Origin of the sequence: Natranaerobius trueperi (assembly GCF_002216005.1) — a bacterium.
In the GTDB taxonomy this organism is placed as follows: Bacteria; Bacillota; Natranaerobiia; order Natranaerobiales; family Natranaerobiaceae; genus Natranaerobius_A; species Natranaerobius_A trueperi.
In genome coordinates, this window is record NZ_NIQC01000005.1 from 16,220 (window position 1) to 32,881 (window position 16,662).

Here is a 16,662-nt window from a genome sequence, read left to right on the forward strand (position 1 = left end):
ATATAACATTGCAATTTTCGTGCCAAAAGCAAAAAGATCCCATGATAACGGGATCTTTTTAAATATTATGTAATAATATGTTTGTTTAAGCTGTTATCTGTCTATTTGATTAGACAGAAGTCGAAATGTGAAAGTGAGTACATGACCTGCTAACACCTTTAATAGGACTTTCACTCTATAGTGTCTAATATACTAATCACGTCTAGTGCATTAGACACTATAGATCTTGTAAATGTAATCCTAATTGTTTTATCTTATAGTATAAAGTACTTCTTGGAATACCTAGTATTTCAGCAGCCTCAGTTCTACTTTTAGTAGCTTTAAGTGTTTTTTTAATTGTAGCTCTTTCAGTTTCTTCAATTGCTTTTGAAAGTGATTTTAAATCATCACTTTCGCTTTGTTGTGGTGTATAGCTATTTTTTTCTTTCACAAATTGTGGTAGATCTTCGAATTCTATTGCATCATCATTATTAAGTACAATAATGCGTTCAATAGCATTTCTTAGTTCTCTCACATTCCCTGGCCAAGAATAATTTACCAAGGATTCTAAAGCTTGAGGTTCTACTTTATCTACTTTCTTTCCATGCAGCTTTGAAAATTCTTTAGCAAATGTTTTTACAAGGGCAGGAATGTCTTCTTTTCTTTTCCTCAAAGGTGGAATTTCAATATTCACTACATTTATTCTATAATAAAGGTCTTTTCTAAACCTACCTTCCTTAACCATGTTTTCTAAGTTATTATTAGTTGCAGCTATAAGCCTAACATCTAGCTTTTTAGGTGAGGTTCCACCTATTCTATATACTTTCATTTCTTCAATGCTTTTAAGTAGTTTAACCTGTAAATCTAAACTTAAACTATCAATTTCATCTAAAAACAATGTACCACTTTCAGCAAGTTCAAACTTTCCCGGTTTACCGCCTTTTTTACTTCCCGTGAAGCTTCCTTCTTCATATCCAAATAATTCGCTTTCTAATAAATTTTCAGGGATAGCTCCACAGTTTACAGCTATAAAAGGATTATTTTGGCGATCACTTTCATTATGAATTGCCTCAGCAAATAAACCTTTTCCTACTCCTGTTTCTCCTGTAAGTAAAACTGTAACTTTTTCATTGGCTACCTTTGACGCCATTTTTAAAGCCATAGAATACGCTTTATTATTCGTGGGGATTCCTGAAAATGAAGTTTCTTTCGAACTATCTTTTACAACATTTTCTAAATCTTGAAGTTTCTTTTTCGTCTCTTTAAGTTCGCTTTGAAGTTTTTCAACTTCAGTTATATCTCTATCTGTTGATATAGCGCCTATAACTTCTCCGTCAATAATAATAGGAATAGCTGATAAGTTTACTATTTTACCTTCTCTAGGTTCATGCTTTTTGTTTCTTAAAGGTTGTTCTGTTCTTAATGCTTCTAAAAGTAGTGCGTTTGGAAACTTGTCACTTATTTTCTTCTCTAAAATATCTTGTGCTTTTACTCCATAAAGTTTTTCAGCATTCTCATTCCAGTATCTAACTACTTCATTTTTATCTATTATACACACACCTTCATGGATCGCGTCAAATACTATCTCTGTAGACTTCACCAAATCTTCTAGATCACTATAATAACTATTCAAAAGATTTTTTGTTGTTAATACACCTAGAATTTCTTTATTATAAACAACTGGTAGTCTCCCAATATCTTTCATAATCATCAAATCTCTTGCATTTCTTACATCTTCTTTTGGATCAATTGTCCATAATGTAGTCCTCATAACTTTTTCAAGAGGGGTGTCTAACTCTTCTTTTTCAAGATGTTTTGAAAAATCATTTATAGTTAAAATACCTTGAAGATTATTATTATGATCAACACAAAGTACTTCATCATTCTCTCTAAATTCTAAAATCAAACGAAGAGCATCAAACATAGAATTATTTTTATTAATAATAATTGGTTGTTCATTCATAATCGATTCAACTGGTACATACTGCTGTTTACCAGGAAAAACAAAATAACCATCTAACTGTTTCAAGGTATATCCCCCAATTCATCACATCAATAATTTTGAATAATTCAAAACATGACTAACACATAATAACAGTTTATGCTATTATGAAAAGCTTTGCAAGTTATCGTATAAAAGAATGAAAGTACACTTATGCTGGGGTAGATAAATAATAAGACGGTTTCACCCAATTTTCGTCAACGTATACACATTCATTATATCATTGTCGGTTTATACAGACAATTCAGGTATTTTTTATAAAAATAGGTAGACCCACAGGATCTACTCAATTAAAAGGGAAAAAAATTGGAATAATGATCATAGAAACAATAAATGTGATTAGTTGAAGTGGCCAACCAGCCTTAAAGTAATCTTTGAAGCTATAACCTGCTGGTCCAAGAACAATAGTATTAGGGGGAGTTGCTATTGGTGTAATAAAGCAACATGACGAAGCAATTGCAATTGCCATTAAAAATGGATAGGGACTCACATGTATTGATTCAGCTATAGTAATTCCAATTGGAGCAAATACTGCTGCAGTAGCTGTATTAGACATAAAATTAGTTAATAAAGCAGTGGTTACAAACAACACAGCTAAAACTATAAGTGGTGAAACTGAAACATTTGCTATCATATTAGCTATCAAAAGAGCTGCTCCTGTATCTTCAATCGCTTGACTCATAGACAACATCCCCGCAAATAGAAATACTGTCGTCCAACTGATACTGTTAAAGGCTTCATCAATAGTTAAACAACCAGTTACAATTGTTAACATAGCACCTAGCATAGCAGCAACTTGTAAATCTATAATTCCAGTCGCCATAGAGATAACTACAAATAAAAATATTAATAGACCAACCCACATTTTATCTGATCTTAATTGTTCTGACGAGTGATTATTACTAAATCCATGACTTCCTTCAGGTACGCCATCAGGTAGTAATTTATAACCTATTAGCACCATATATAAAATCCCTATGATAAAAAGAAAAATACCTACCCTACCAAATTCAAAAAAACCAAATTCACTGTACTTAGTTGATTCATTCAAAACACTATTGATGATCCCATTAGGAGGTGTTCCTATTACAGTTAATGTCCCACCTAAACTAGAAGCAAATGCCATAGGCATTAACATTGTTTTCGGACTTCTATCAGAACTTAAACAAACTGCTACAACAACTGGTACAAAAACCGCAGTGGCACCCGTATTACTTAAGAGTGCTGACATCAAACCAAGTACAAGCATCACCAATATCATAAGTCCAAATTTACTATTCCCTGCTACTTTTACTGTCATGTCTCCTATTTGAGAAGCAAACCCTGTTTTAAACATTGCACTACTAATAATAAACATACCCATGAATATAACTACCCATCTATCACCAAAGTAAGAAAAAGCTTCACTTGGTTCTAAAATACCAGTTAAACTCAAAGCTATAGGAACTAGCATAGCTGTCACAGGCAAAGGAAAAATTTCTGTAAAAAATAAAAAAATAGCTACTAGTAAGATAACTAATGCAATAATTGCTTGAATTGTTATCTCCCCCCCCTAATCAAAGTAAACCAGCCTTAGAAGACCAACTAAGGCTGGCTACATAATATTTAATTCGACGACACTAAAGGTGTTTCCTGCTTTTTAGCTATATTTCGAGGGTCACTCGCATTATTCAGCAATTTTTGCAAGCGAAAGTAATAGTAGGTACAGTTTTTGGACTCCTAGATAAGCATCTTTGGGACCAAACCATTCTTCTTTAGAATGTACATTTCCACCTTTTCCGCCACCTGACAACGCAATCGCTGGTATTTTTTTACTAATAGGGATGTTTGCATCACTACTACCTGCCCCTTTTAATTTGGGTTCAATTCCTAATGCTTTGTTTACTTCAATAGCTGTAGTTACTATCTCATCATCACTATCCTGCATACCCGCAGGGCGATCACCTACTTTGTTACAATTGACTTCTAATTCATTACTATTGAAACGTTGTTTTTCTTCTTTTACAGCTTCTTTTATATAATCCATAACCTGTTTTTCAAGCTCTGCTAACTTGTTTGCATCATTAGATCTCATATCAATTAACATTTTTGCCTGTGATGCAATTGTATTTACTGTAGTACCTCCCTCTACAACACCTACATTAAACGTTGTTTTTGGTTCATCTGGTACCTCTATATCTGAAATTTTCGAAATGGCTCTTCCTAATGCATGGATAGCACTTGGCTTACCAAAAGTATTAAAACTATGACCACCTTCTCCTTTAAATTCAACCTCATACCTTTTACTACCGGTAGCACCATAAATTATACCACCAACACCCATCGCAGTTCCATCAATTGCAATACCGTAATCAATATCTTTAATATTATTAAAAAGAGCTTTCGCACCCTGCAAATCTCCTAGTCCTTCTTCACAGACATTTGCTGTAAAAATAATGTCTCCCTTTAATTTTATTCCAGATTCTTTAATAGCTCTGATCACAGATAATTGGGCTGCTAAACTTCTTGAGTTATCTGAAAGTCCAGGCGCATAGAGGATATTATCCTTTTCTTTTACTTTAAGATCAGTATCTTCTGGGAAAACAGTATCTATATGAGCCATTGTAATAGTTTTTGGACTACCTTCTGTTCCTTTAATGACTCCAATTACATTACCTATCTTATCTATCTTAACTTCATCCATACCTAACTCTAAGAATAGTTCATAATAAAATTGAGATCTCTTTTCTTCATTAAAAGTTGGAGCAGGCACTTCACAAATTTCTATTTGTTGTTGTAGGGTATTTTCCTCATCATGTTTAATAAATTCTAACCCTTTTTGAACACGTTTGTTTTCGAGTAGCTCTCTTATCATTTCACTTCACCCTATTCTTTAATATTATAAAACTATCAAATTAACTATGACAGTTGTTACCACACCTAAAATACACGGTATTGATGTCCTTTTTACTACTTGAATTGGGCTTAATCCCGCAATACCAGAACAGCCAATAATAACCCCTGAAATTGGCGAAGCAGCTCTCATCATTCCTGATGCAAATTGCATCGGAAGAATTAATGCTACTGTAGCTATACCTAACCCGTCAGCAATAGCTGGGGATAAGTCTGCAAATGCAAAAAATGGTGCATTCCCTGAGCCAGTTAATAATGCAGCGGCACCAATAATTGCTGTCATAACTAACATCATAACAACGAAGCCAGCTCCTAAGCTTTCAGCTCCTTCAATAAGGGTATCAATAAAGCCAACTGTCATAAGACCATGAGCAAACGTCTCAGCAGCTATGATTAATGTTACAACCTTTGCAAATGAATTACCCATTCCATCCATAAACACCTTTAAACTGTCAGCAACATTCATAGCTCCTTTACCTCTGATTAACTGACAAACCATCGCAACAAAACAACCTATTACCATAGCTGTAAATACATCCATTCGGACTTCGTCAATTATAAATTCACTAAATATTAGAAGTAGTGCAAGAGGAATTAGTGGAAGCATCGCATACCAAGCTGGTGCTCTTTCCTCTTCTCCTTCTTTAGCTGCAGCTTGTTCTTTAACATTATCAGGATCAATATTCATTGATTTTGATACGCCCTCTTTTTTATCAAAATAATTTTGTACTATCACATGTGCTATTGCAACAACTATAATAACAGGAATACCTACCCATAACTGATGCTGTACAAAGTAGGCTGCAACTGACATTTCAGTTGTTTCAGCAGCTAAGACAGTATTACCCGATGCAGGGCCTAAATCTAATATAGCAGTTGTACCAATAACTGCAGTCGCAGCTGGTGCACTAACACCTAATTTTAATAATACTGGGAACATAATAGCCATCAATAAAACACCTAAACCAGAAGCACTAGGTATGAATATGTTTAAAGTTTGTCCAATAATATAAGATAAACCTAAAACAATATATGGATTATTGATAAGTCCTAACGGCTTTGCTCCAATTTCAGCAAGACTTCTTGCTGCACCAATATGTTCCATATACTTAGCAAAACCTGCAACTGCCATAATCAATAATCCGAGTCCACCACCACGATTACTAGCAGTTGCATTAATGAACTCAAAGATATCAAAAAGAATAAAACCAGTACTATCATCGGGTAAAACTGACGTAGGGTCAACAATAGCAGTAATGATCATGAATCCAATACCCGCTGCAAAAAGTACAGCTTGTGGTAAATATCCTTTTAAAATACCGCGAGCAACAAGTGTAATTACGACAAGTCCTAATAAAATACTAAAAATACCTTCCATTGATAAAACCTCCTAATTATAATTTGCTTATAGTACTATAGGTGAATATTTAGTAAGGTGGTTAAAACACCTTCACATTTGTTAATTACTTCACACCCCCCTTAAAAAAATATATAATTTCCATCTATAATCAGGGGAAGACATCATGACTTCCCCTATTTAACTTTTCATTAACCTAATGATTAAAATAGTATCCCTGAAATTATAAATCCTAATACTACAGAACCAACTATTGTTAATAACCCTGGTAACATAAAGCTATGGTTAAAAACAAATTTACCTATCTTTGTTGTACCTGTTCTATCAAAACCAATTGCAGCAATAATTGGACCATAGTTAGGTAAGAAGAAGTATCCGTTTACAGCTGGGAACATTGCAATTAAAAAGATTGGGCTAATACCTAATGAAAGTCCTAACGGCATTAAGGCTCCGACAGTTGCAGCCTGACTATTTAAGAAAATTGACATCAAGAATAGTGCAAAAGCAAAAACCCAAGGAGCAGTTGTTGCCATTCCCTCAACCGCTGGCTCAATTTGATCCATATTCGCCTGGAAAAATGTATCTCCTAACCAAGCTATACCAAAAATAGCTACTACAGCTACAAAGCCAGCTCTAAATACACTACCAGAAGCGATTTTATCAATATCAGCTTTACAAACTAGAATATTTAGTGCGGCTACAGTTAACATGATTATTTGAATGGTATCAGGCATAGACATTGGATCTTCGCCACCAAAACTAGGCCTTAAATCTTCAAACGTTCCTAAAAATACCACAGCTACTGCTGCTAGTAAGAAAAATATAACAGATAGCTTGGCTTTTCCGTTTATTTCAGTACTTTCCCCACTTGAACTAATCGGCTCAATACCCTTTTGTAATCTTCTTAGATATTCAGGGTCATTTTCTAGTTCAGGACCCTTTTTACGTATCATAAAAGCTGTAAACATGATTGCTAAAAATGTTGCTGGAATCGTAATACCTAAAATATGCGGTAATGTGATCCCATGTGGTGATAGTAGTCCTAGCATAGCTACAGTCGCTGCTGATATAGGACTTGCAACAATTGCTTGTTGTGAAGCAATTACTGCAATAGACATTGGTCTTTCAGGACGTACTTTTTGTTCATGTGCAACTTCTGAAATTACAGGTAATAAAGAGTAAGCAACATGACCTGTTCCAGCGAAAAAAGTAAATATATACGTTATAGCTGGAGCCATAAATGTGATTAAATCAGGCTTTTTGCGTAAACCTTTTTCTGCTAATTTTACTAAATAATCCATTCCACCTGCTGCCTGTAAGGTTGCAGCAGCTGTAACAACTGCAACAATCATTAACATTACGTTTATAGGGGGAGAAGTTGGTTCTAAACCAAATCCAAAGGTTAGAATAGCAAGACCTACACCACCCATTGCACCTAAACCAATTCCTCCTATTCGAGCACCAATTATAATTGCTATTAAGACTATAGCAAATTCGATAAATAACATGATTTTTACACACCCCTTTGTGTAAGATTTTAGCTTAAGTTAAAATAGCTTTTTATATCGTTAATATCTTGGGTCTTTCCTAAAACCATCATTAGCTTAATTCTTGCTTTTTGTCCACTCAGTTCATGAGATAAAATAACGCCTAACTCTTGTAAATGCTTTCCTCCACCTCTATAACTATATTCTGGTCCTACATCACCTCCTATAGTCCTTGTAGTTAATACAACAGGGATATTTTTAGAAATAGCTAGTTCTATTTTCTCTACTAATGCAGGTGGTACGTTTCCTTTTCCTAACCCTTCTATAATAATCCCTTTTGTATTTTCATCCTTAATAACACTATCCAGTAGTTTTCCTTGATCACCAGCATACGTTCTGATAATTTCCACATCTTCAACTAATCTTTCAGACCTTATACTTTTCTTAGAAGTTGGAATCCTTTTAAAAATCACTTGATCATTACTAATCCTACCAAGAGGACCCCAAAATGGTGATAGGAAAGTATTAACACTAGATGTATGGGTCTTAGTAACTTCATTTGCAGAATGAATTTCTTCATTCATGACAACCATTACACCTTTTTCTTTTGACATATCTGAAGCAGCAACCCTTACACTATCTAATAAGTTTTTAGGTCCATCTGGGCTAACCTCACTGTTATTTCTCATTGCTCCGGTAACTACTACCGGTTTTTTTGTATCTAGCTTACAATTTAATAAATAAGCAGTCTCTTCCATGGTATCCGTGCCATGTGTGACTACAACACCTGAAATATCATCACGATCAAGTACTTCTTGTAAAGAAACTGCTAAATCAAACATTGTTTTAGGATCCATATGCGGACTTGGTATATTCGAAAATTCGATGGTTTCTAGGTTGCATATTTGTTCTAACTCCGGTATAGCTTCACAAAGTTCTGAACCAGTAACCGCCGGAACAGCTCCTTTAGTTTCAGGGTCATACTTCATGGCTATTGTTCCTCCAGTAAAAATAACTGCTACTTTTCTTTGAGTCATATAAAATTCTCCTTTCTATATGTTAATTGTTTTCACATATTCATCTAATAAAGTCTTACTTTGATTGTTAAATAAATGATCAGTTGCCTTATCTAAATTTTTTGATAACTCATTAATTGATTTAACAGCTATCTTTTCAAATAGCTTTAGATCAGTATCAGTGATAACAGGCATAATATTTTCTTTAAAGTAATTCTCAGTAACCACTAAGTTATAAACAGCACTAGTTGCGGGTAAAAGTCCCACTCCACCTAGAATACTATGCAGTCTATCAGACATAAAAGTGATTCCACCAGCATCTTCACTTACAAGTTTTGCAATTTCAGAAAGTGTTAAAACCTTTTCATGGGAATATTCATTTTCTTTTAATTGTTGTGCTGATGAAATCAGTTTATCTGCAAAAGCGTTTTTATTTTCAGTCAACTTCCCGGGTGTTCTTTTCATAGTACTATTATCATGGATAATTGATATTCCTTGGCTTTTCGCAGCTGTTTTTATAGCTTCCGCCACTACAGGATTATCATCAATATCATCTGCTCTAACTGTAAATGTGGAATTATCTAATTTTTTCGACATAGAAGGGTTGTAAACTTTACCTTCTATTACAATACTAGGGATCTTATCTAAATCTAATTTTTTCATAAGCTTACCTTTATTACCTATAGGTGAATTCCCTTCTAAATCTTCATTTGGTCCTAATCCACCTTTAGTTGCATTAACAGTCGCTAAAGCAGAAACTGCTATATTATCAATATCTAGTACTGTTCCTATAATAATACCCTCATTACCTACTACATTCTCATTACAGATATAAAATTGACTCGGGAATTGTTTCACAAAACTATTTAATGCAGCTTTACATATGGCTGATTGTAACGACACAGGAGTTTCTAGAACCCCTTGTCCATATAACCGTCCAAATGCTTCAACAACTAATGTTTGAGTTCTTATGGCTTGTTTTCCTTCTAAAGACTTAATTATTTTAGCTTCTTGAGGTGTTACCCCTCTACGAGGATACGAAACCCCTATACCACCAGATTCAGTAATAACCTTTATTGAGCCGTGTAACCCTGTAGTTACCTCAATTTTTTTAATTGAGAGAGAAACTTGAGTAGCCTTTTGAAATAAAGATAATAATACTGCGAGTCCACCTGAATCATCTTGAATTAAACCCATATGACTATGACAATGACCTACACCAGCATGGCCACACAAACCTATCATACCATCTTTTTCATTACTCAGTTCAACTTTTATGAGTTCTCCCTCCTACTGTTATCTTATTAGCTAGCTTCCTCATATGAGGAAGCTAGCTTTATTAATTTACATAATAAAGTCCATAAATGTTACGATGATAAATAATACAGCTAGACCGCCTAAAATTGATGGTCTTTGGAATTTATTTGCAGTTTTTAGTTCAGATCCAGGCACAACTGGTATTGTTGTAGCAAGAGCTGCAACTGGTCCACCTGTTAGATAGTACTGCATAAGTGCTGCTGGTCCTGCTGCAGCTGCTGCCGCTACTAACGGATCTACACCAGTTTCTAATACAACACCCAAGAATGGTACAACAATAGCTGCAGACGCTCCTTTAGACTGAGTTACAAGTCCAGTTAAAGCAGCTACTAATGCCATCGTTTGAATTGGTGCAACTTCTAAAGCTGGACCAAACCAATCTGATAATAATTCAGGAATTCCAATTTCATTAATTACAGATGACATATAAAGAAATCCGATTGTTGCAATTAAAGGTGTAGCAACTCTTTTTGCACTATCAAGCATAGCTGCTTCACCTTCAAAAAGCTTCATCTTACTAAGTGCTGCAACTAAAAGAGAACAGAAAATACCTACAATAAATACAGGATAACCTGCAGCAAAAGCTGCTACTAACACAATGAAAGGTAAAATTGCTTTACCAAAAGATTGATTTGTTTCAGATTCTTCTAAACTAGCTGCAATCTCATTAATTTTTTCTTCTGAAAGTTCTAATCCTTTATGAATCTCTTCTTTTTTCAACCTATAAAAACTTATAGCAAAAACTGAAAGCGCTGTGATTGTACCTATTAAGTTAATTAAACCAAAAGATATTCCAGCAGTTGCAATAACAGCAACCTGAGTTGGGTGTGTAAATCCACCAAAGTTACCAAGGTGTCCTGCATGCGCCTGTACACCAGCAGTTTTATGAGGATCTACACCTAATTTAGTTGCTGCTGGACCAGTAACCGCTGCAGTGATAGCTGGTTGTGTAAAACCTGTTAATGCCCCGATAATTCCTGCTGCAACACCACCAGCTGTACAAATACCTGGTCCTCCACCAGCTTTTCGCCCAACGAAGATAATTTTCTTAATAATAGCGTCAAGAAACCCTGCTTTTTCCATTATACCTATGAATAATAGGACACCCGCCATATCAGCAATAACCGGATTCAATCCACTTTCTACCATGCTAGTAATTGTTACTTCAGCATCTCCCGTAAGGGGGAACCCTGCTGCCAAAGCAGCAACAGAGGCTCCTACAATAGCTGTTAAATAAAGTGGGGTTTTACCAGTTATCATTAATACTAGCGTTAATGCCATGACTAACTGAGCTAATATTTCCATTGAAAACCCTCCCTTTTGTTAGTTAGAATTCACCTTTTAATTGGTTAAGCTCTGATAAATAAAATACTGGACCGTCTTTACAAACATATTGATCATCAATATTGCAACGTCCACATTTACCAACTCCACATTTCATTTTATACTCTAATGTGGTAACAACTTGATCTTCACTAAAACCTAATCTTTCAAGAGTTTGTAACACAAACTTAATCATTATTGGTGGTCCACAGGTAATTGCTACTGTGTTTTCTGGGGTTGGTTGCAACTCTTCTAGATACTGAGGAACAAAACCAACAAAGCCATCCCAACCTGGACTTTCAACGTCTACTGATAAATTTACTTTGAAATCGTCCTCATTTGGCCAGTAATCAAAAATATCTCTTTCAAAAATTAAGTCTTGTGGCGTTCTAGCACCATAGATTAATTGCATGTCTCCATAGTCTTCTTTGTTATCTAGTGCATATTTAACAAGTGATCTAAGAGGAGCTAGTCCTATACCACCTCCTATAAATAATAAGTTTTTACCCTTAAGATTTTCAATAGGAAAATGATTACCATAAGGACCTCTTATTCCTAACTGTTGCCCTTCTTCTATATCATGAAGGGCTTCAGTAACCTTACCAACTCTTTTAATACTAAACTCTAAATAGTCTCTTTTTGGTGGTGAAGTAATAGAAAAGATAGCTTCTCCAACACCAAAAAGGGAGAGCATAGCACATTGTCCTGGGAGATGATTTAAGTCTTGTTCTGGTTTAACTCGAAATGTTTTAACATCTTCACTTTCTTTAATTATTTCTGTTACCTCTGCATTTATCGGTACTAATGGATTATTTTTCAAACTTCTCCCCTCCAATCTTCTTAAGCACAGTATTTATTGAGATCCCAGCTGGACAGTTCTTAGCACATCTACCACATCCTACACAAGCCAGTGGCCCTTGTTGTTTTACAAAATAGTTAAGTTTGTGGAAAAATCTATTTCTTATTCGATCTGGTTTATTAGATCTTGGGTTATGACCTCCAGCCATATTAGTGAAGTTTTTGTACATACAAGAGTCCCAAGAACGATACCTGACCCCTTGATCTTTACGGTAAAAGTCACTGATATCATAACAATGACAGGTAGGACAATAATAAGTGCATATACCACAGCTTAAACATCGCATGGCAAGCTCTTCCCAAATTGATGATTCATATAGTTCTTCTATTTTATCCTTAATTGTTTCTGCTGAAAGTTCTTCTTCACTACTTTCAACTTTATTAATTTCAACCTCGCCAGTCTCTTCTACACTGTCAAATTCAGTTAGTTTTTCAATTAATTTCTCGCCTTTTTCACTAGTTGACTTTAAATAAATTTCATCAGTATTAGCTGTAGTTTTTTCACCAGTAATTAATAAGATATCTGCCATCTCTGGTGCAGTTCGGTTGATGCCAAAATCATCACATAAACAGTTAGGTCCTTTCTCATTACATACAGAAGAAATCAGTATTGTTTTATCCCTATTATCCTGATAAAAAGTATCTACTGGTTCATCTAAAAATACCATATCAATCATTTTAAAGCTTTCAACATCACAAGGTTTTCCACCTAAAATTACTCTAGATAGTTCTTTACCTTTTGTCACTGAAAACTCTACTTTGTCCTTTTCCCTTTGAAACTCAAGAAAAGTCTCAGAATCAGGAAACAAAAAAGATTTTAAAGGAAAAGAAGTCGGTTCATTTTTCGATAATATCTCTTTTAAATCCTGACTATCATTTACATTAGTTTGGTTTACAGGTACAAATGTTTCAGTGTCATCTTGTTTAACTGGACAATAAACTTCATATTCACTTTCTAAATTTTTGAAAACCTCCAAAAGGTTGGAAACGGAATTAAGTTTAACTACTTTGGCCATTATTTTTCCTCCTTTTCGAAGGGATCCGGATCGTCTGCTTTAGCATAAGAGAGTGGTGCTGGTGTATCATCTACACCTGGTGCATAGGTTCCATAAAACCTTTCTAACTCTCTTACTAATTTTTGATTTAACAGGTGAAGTGGAATGTTTTCAGGGCATACTCTAGAACATTCACCACAGCCTATACAACGATCTGAAACATGAAATGCTCGAATGACATGATAAAACTGATGTTGTGCTAATTGATTTGTTGCTCCATCTAAATATTCAGGGTTTTCACGATCAAAAAGACATACCCTACAACTACAAGCTGGACAAGCATTTCTACAACTATAACATCTCTTACATCTATTTAGATGTTGTTTCCAAAATTCAAAGCGTTCTTCTTCACTCATTTTTTCAATATCATTTATTTCCGTAAATGCTTCATCGTGATTAAATGTTTTACTAATTAATCTTGTGCCTTCTTCTGTTAGTTTCGTGTCTACATTTTCAGAATCTGGACTGTTAAGTTCGCAAGTTAGACAAAATGGAGATACTACATTTTCATAAGATACTTTTTGAGAGTCTTCATTACTTGTTAACACAAGTTGATCTTCTTCAAATTCTAAATCGATATTGCTTAAATCTTCGGTAGTATATTTTTCAAGCTTATCTCTACGGATGACCCCTGGGCAGTCAACACCTATCACGTAAATATCATCTCTATTTACACGGCTTTCATCTAACATGATCTTAAGTCCCCGATAATCACAACCCTTTAGTACAATAGCTACTTTCTTGCCTTGGTACATATCGTCAAGCAAATACTTTGATAAAGAATTATAGCTGAATGTGTCAAAGATTAAATTATTTGCATCTTCTTCAGTCTTAGCTATATAAGGTATCGATTGGTATGGCAATTCTCCTTTTGTATATCCTAGCACTAAGTCTACTTTACCAGATTTTAGTAATTCACTCGCAGTTTTTCTAAGCTCTTCGGTTATTTTTCGCATCTTAGATCCCTCACTTTATCAGCAGGTCCTAGCTTTTTTAAAGTCTCATTAAAGTTATCAACTGTGTCTTTAAACTTAGCTGCTTCATTTCCTGATATCCACTTTACAAGTAATCTTTCGGAAGATAGTCCTAAAAAGTCAACAAGGTTTTGTAGTAAAATCATACGTCTTCTAGTATGATAGTTTCCTGTATTGTAATGACAATCTCCGGGATGGCAGCCAGCAACCATCACACCGTCCGCGCCATTTTGAAACGCGCGCATGATTAACGGCACCTCTACACGACTAGAACATGGCACACGAATTATGCGGATATTATCAGAATATTTTAATCGACCAGTTCCAGCTAAATCAGCACCTGCATAACTACACCAGTTACAACAAAAAGCTACAATTTTTGGTTCGAAATTTTGCTGTGTCACAGAATATCCACCTCCGCCATAAGTTGTCTACTAGTAAATCCGCCTAAGTCCATTGCTCCACTTCTACATAATCCAGCACAAGCTCCACACCCTTGGCACAATGCCCTATTGATGGATGCTACCGGTCTTTTTACTTGCTTGCCAGCTACTTTTTCTACCACATATTCCTGGCTAATAGCTTCATACGGACAAACAGGCTTACATTGCATACAACCACTACAAATATCTTTATTAACCACAGCAGTAGTCGGAACACTCTCAACCTGACCTTTATTAAATAAGGTAATAGCCTTTGCAGAAGCTCCACTAGCTTGAGACACTGTTTCAGGAATATCTTTTGGACCCTGACATACACCGGCTAAATAGATCCCTTGTGACTGAGTTTCCACTGGTTTTAACTTTGGATGTGCTTCAGAGAAAAATCCATCTTCATTTGATGAAATTCCTAATAGTTTTGCCATATCTCCTGAATCTGCCTTTGGTTCAATACTTGTTGCAAGAACTACAAGATCAGCTTCTATTTCAACTTGCTCTCCGAGAGAACTGTCATATCCACGGACTAACAGTCTATTATCTTCATCTTCTAGTGGTTCGACTTTTGATACTTGTCCACGTAAATAGTTAGCACCTTTTTGTCTTGCACGCTCATAAAATTCTTCATAGCCTTTTCCTGCTGTTCTAACATCTATATTGAACACGTAGCTCTCTGTTCCAGGGAATTTCTCATTAAGCAATAAAGTGTGCTTTGCTGTATACAGACAACAAACTTTAGAACAATAAGGGTTACCTTTATTTCTATCACGAGACCCTACACATTGTATAAAAACAATTTTTTTAGGTGTATTCCCAGTTGAAGGTCTAACTACTTTACCTTCTGTAGGTCCAGATGCATTTAACATACGTTCTAGATCTAAGCTAGTTATTACATCAGGATGATTACCGTAATGGTATTCAGCTAAATCGTTAGGTTTTTTAACATCAAAACCAGTAGCAGCAATTATTGCACCATATTCACTCTCAATGATTTCATCTTGTTCTTCGTAATCTATTGCTCCTGTAGGACAAATCTTTTGACAAACACCACATTTACCTTTTTCAAAGTAAATACAATTGTCTCTATCAATTACTGGCTTATTTGGAACAGCTTGTGGAAATAGTGTATATATCGCTTTACGTTTACTACTTCCTTCATCAAATTCATTTGCAACTTTTTTAGGACACTTTTCTATACAGTCCCCACAACCATTACATTTATCTGCCTTAACACTTTTAGCTTTCTGCTTGATTTTAACCTTAAAGTTACCAACATACCCTGATACATCTTCTATCTCAGAGTAGGTATAAAGATTGATATTTTCATGAGTTGCTGCTTCTACCATTTTAGGTGTCAAAATACAAGCAGAACAGTCTAGTGTTGGGAAAGTTTTATCAAATTGAGCCATTCTACCACCAATAGAAGGTTCTCTCTCTACTAAATCCACCGGATACCCTGCATCAGCAATATCAAGTGCAGCTTGTATACCAGCTATACCTCCACCTACTACTAAAGCCTTCTTATTTACTTCTAATAAATCAGATGACAATGGTATAGAATAATATGATTTAGCAACTGCTTTTTTAACTAGTTCTAGTGCTTTCTCTGTTGCCTTTTCTTTATCTGAATGCACCCATGAACATTGTTCTCTAATGTTTGCTATCTCAACATAGTAAGGATTTAATCCTTTTCCTTCTAGAAGTTTTTGAAAGGTAGTTTCGTGCATTCGAGGTGAACATGCCCCTATAACAACTCTATCTAGGTTATGCTCATCAATAGCCTTACTAATATCTGCTTGGCCTACTTCAGAACATAAATATTGAACATCCTGGGAATAAACAACCCGAGGCATACTCTTCACTTCTTCTGCTACCTTCTCTACATCTACCATGTTCTTAATATTACTTCCACACCAACATATGAATACTCCTATTCTCATTGTTTCCCTCCTCTACTAACAGGTT

Annotated in this window: 13 protein-coding genes; all 13 read right to left on the reverse strand. The window is 35.1% G+C overall.

Annotation, left to right across the window (positions count from 1 at the left end; genetic code table 11):
- Positions 1 to 217: 217 nt before the first annotated feature.
- The 13 genes from CDO51_RS03450 to CDO51_RS03510 all read right to left on the reverse strand — a co-directional run bounded on the left by CDO51_RS03450 (position 218) and on the right by CDO51_RS03510 (position 16,637).
- A complete protein-coding gene (locus CDO51_RS03450) occupies positions 218 to 2,008 on the reverse strand; it encodes a sigma-54-dependent Fis family transcriptional regulator (protein ID WP_089022907.1) in 1,791 nt (596 codons plus the stop codon).
- A 259-nt stretch (positions 2,009 to 2,267) separates the two neighbouring features.
- The gene (locus CDO51_RS03455; RefSeq protein ID WP_338044562.1) at positions 2,268 to 3,524 is read right to left on the reverse strand and encodes an SLC13 family permease; all 1,257 of its coding nucleotides are present in this window, start codon (positions 3,522 to 3,524) and stop codon (positions 2,268 to 2,270) included.
- A gap of 123 nt (positions 3,525 to 3,647) precedes the next feature.
- A complete protein-coding gene (locus tag CDO51_RS03460) occupies positions 3,648 to 4,835 on the reverse strand; it encodes a M20/M25/M40 family metallo-hydrolase (RefSeq protein ID WP_089022908.1) in 1,188 nt (395 codons plus the stop codon).
- Between the two features lie 24 nt (positions 4,836 to 4,859).
- Complete coding sequence (gene dcuC / locus CDO51_RS03465; protein WP_089022909.1) at positions 4,860 to 6,251, reverse strand: C4-dicarboxylate transporter DcuC; 1,392 nt, start codon at positions 6,249 to 6,251, stop codon at positions 4,860 to 4,862.
- A 182-nt stretch (positions 6,252 to 6,433) separates the two neighbouring features.
- Complete coding sequence (locus CDO51_RS03470; RefSeq protein ID WP_089022910.1) at positions 6,434 to 7,738, reverse strand: anaerobic C4-dicarboxylate transporter family protein; 1,305 nt, start codon at positions 7,736 to 7,738, stop codon at positions 6,434 to 6,436.
- Between the two features lie 29 nt (positions 7,739 to 7,767).
- Positions 7,768 to 8,754, reverse strand: coding sequence for an asparaginase (locus tag CDO51_RS03475; protein ID WP_089022911.1), 987 nt, complete (start codon positions 8,752 to 8,754; stop codon positions 7,768 to 7,770).
- 15 nt (positions 8,755 to 8,769) lie between these two features.
- Positions 8,770 to 9,978 (reverse strand): hypothetical protein, encoded by a 1,209-nt coding sequence (locus CDO51_RS03480; protein ID WP_143824672.1) that lies wholly within the window; start codon positions 9,976 to 9,978, stop codon positions 8,770 to 8,772.
- Positions 9,979 to 10,077: 99 nt separating this feature from the next.
- Positions 10,078 to 11,355, reverse strand: coding sequence for an SLC13 family permease (locus CDO51_RS03485; protein WP_089022913.1), 1,278 nt, complete (start codon positions 11,353 to 11,355; stop codon positions 10,078 to 10,080).
- Between the two features lie 22 nt (positions 11,356 to 11,377).
- Complete coding sequence (locus CDO51_RS03490) at positions 11,378 to 12,193, reverse strand: FAD/NAD(P)-binding protein (RefSeq protein ID WP_089022914.1); 816 nt, start codon at positions 12,191 to 12,193, stop codon at positions 11,378 to 11,380.
- Positions 12,183 to 13,247, reverse strand: coding sequence for a 4Fe-4S dicluster domain-containing protein (locus tag CDO51_RS03495; RefSeq protein ID WP_089022915.1), 1,065 nt, complete (start codon positions 13,245 to 13,247; stop codon positions 12,183 to 12,185). Before CDO51_RS03495 ends, CDO51_RS03490 begins: the two co-directional genes overlap by 11 nt.
- A complete protein-coding gene (locus CDO51_RS03500) occupies positions 13,247 to 14,242 on the reverse strand; it encodes a 4Fe-4S binding protein (RefSeq protein ID WP_089022916.1) in 996 nt (331 codons plus the stop codon). The genes CDO51_RS03495 and CDO51_RS03500 overlap by 1 nt, the downstream gene beginning before the upstream one ends.
- The gene (locus tag CDO51_RS03505; RefSeq protein ID WP_089022917.1) at positions 14,230 to 14,664 is read right to left on the reverse strand and encodes a hydrogenase iron-sulfur subunit; all 435 of its coding nucleotides are present in this window, start codon (positions 14,662 to 14,664) and stop codon (positions 14,230 to 14,232) included. The genes CDO51_RS03500 and CDO51_RS03505 overlap by 13 nt, the downstream gene beginning before the upstream one ends.
- On the reverse strand, positions 14,661 to 16,637 hold the full coding sequence (locus CDO51_RS03510) for a CoB--CoM heterodisulfide reductase iron-sulfur subunit A family protein (RefSeq protein WP_089022918.1): 1,977 nt from the start codon (positions 16,635 to 16,637) through the stop codon (positions 14,661 to 14,663). Before CDO51_RS03510 ends, CDO51_RS03505 begins: the two co-directional genes overlap by 4 nt.
- Between the last annotated feature and the right edge of the window lie 25 nt (positions 16,638 to 16,662).